Source organism: Pseudanabaena sp. 'Roaring Creek' (assembly GCF_001402795.1).
Classification (GTDB): Bacteria; Cyanobacteriota; Cyanobacteriia; order Pseudanabaenales; family Pseudanabaenaceae; genus Pseudanabaena.
Genome location: NZ_LIRE01000197.1, coordinates 1 through 1,683 on the forward strand (window position 1 = coordinate 1; position 1,683 = coordinate 1,683).

The window sequence follows — 1,683 nt, forward strand, 5'->3', positions numbered from 1 at the left end:
GAATTGGTATAACAAGACTGGCGGCAGCTATATATAATAATCATGTAGATATTAGAGAATAATCATGGGCATCCTTAACTCAATGTTTGCGAAAAAGAAAAGTCCTCAGCAGGGGGGAGGAAATATTCCCAATGGGCAAACAGTACCAAGTTCTAGTTCTCCAAATCTAAATCCTAATTCACAGCCAACTCCCGCAGTGCAAAGATATACAGAGCTAGAAGCGGAAATCTCGAAGTCCCATCAGTCTCTAGCCAACCCGACCGTTAATCAATTACCTCTGAACGGGTTTAAGAAATTCGGACAAAGATTACTCTGGGGCGGGATTTTGATTGGTATTCCTGTGGGGATTGTTTATGTAGCGAATTTACCCTATCCCGTAATTAGGCAACCAGTGGCAAAGACAGTACCACTTCTACTTTTGCCTAGTAATATGGCAATGGATGCCAACTTTAAACAAGGACAAGCAAGTATTGAAGAAGCTCGACAGTTGATCGAATCGCCCACTAGTCCTGCTGACTTAGATCGCGGCTCCTTAAAAGTTAAAGAAGGTAAGGCAGCTTTAGATGCTATTCCTGTATGGTATGTGGCCGAATGGGCAGATTATTCACGAGGCTATTACGGTTGGGGATATGACTGGCGGTTTACCCCAACAGGTTTGCAAGCGTCTCGGATCAAGGCAGGACAGCTAGAAGCCAAGGTGTTTCAGGAGCAAAATGCTCAGATCGAGCTCACCAATGCTGAAACAGAGATGATCAATGCCAAAACCTTATTTCAGCAAGCGGCAACGCCTATCGATCAAAAAGCGGCGATTCAAAACTGGCAATTAGCGATCGATCGCTTAGGAAAAATTCCATCTCAAACAATGGCAGGACGAAGGGCGCAGCAGTTAGTAATTACTGCTACTAGAGACTTAAAAGAACTGGGAGGATTGACCGCAGGGAATGAAAAGATTGTGGTAATCCTTAACAGCGCAGAAGAATTTGCCAAGCAAGCCGCCGAATCTGGGCGTAATCCTCCGCATTCTAGCGAACGTTGGGAGCAAATAGCAAAAATGTGGCAAGATGGCATTCAACGTCTTGAAAGCGTTCCTAATAGCGATTTACAAGGTTATAGTGAAGCGCAAAAACGCTTAGCAACCTATCGTACCAGTCTCGCTGAAGTGCAAGTAAGGCTCAAAAATGAGCAGAAATCAGTTCAAGCCTTGGAGATGGCAAACCAGAAGCTAACCTATCTATGGTCAACCTTGCCGAAGAATGGTAAAGATTTAAATCGCAATCAAGCGATCGCTAACTTTATGGCAGTTAATAATGAATTAGAAAAGATTCAAAGTGGCACTACAGTATATTTGCAAGCACAAAAGATCAAGCTCGACGTGCAGAATCAGTTGAAGTTATTGCAACAAGCACCATAATCTACTTCTGGAATTTATATATCAACGAAAGAGTTACCTAGGGTATAAACCCCAAAAGACAAATAGCGGAGCTTCGCGCCGCCATTTGTCTTTTCTATCTTTGTAGCTAGGCATAAGTAAACTTAAAAACCAGAGAGCGTAACGCCCACTACACGGGCGTTACGCTCTCTGGTTTTTAGTTTTTAATTATACTGAACTACTTTGTCTATATCATCAGTTTAAGCAATGCGATGGCATAATAGGCTTAAGTCACCTAAGGATTTATCAGTGAA

1 protein-coding gene is annotated in these 1,683 nt (G+C 42.7%); it reads left to right on the plus strand.

The annotated features are described in order from the left end of the window. The first annotated feature begins 64 nt into the window (after positions 1 to 64). Positions 65 to 1,411 (plus strand): hypothetical protein, encoded by a 1,347-nt coding sequence (locus tag AC805_RS06340; RefSeq protein ID WP_055074634.1) that lies wholly within the window; start codon positions 65 to 67, stop codon positions 1,409 to 1,411. The last annotated feature ends 272 nt before the right edge of the window (positions 1,412 to 1,683 follow it).

Bases quoted from the DNA above. Each gene is read 5' to 3' on its own strand.
- AC805_RS06340 (WP_055074634.1), top strand. From the start codon at position 65: ATGGGCATCCTTAACTCAATGTTTGCGAAAAAGAAAAGTCCTCAGCAG.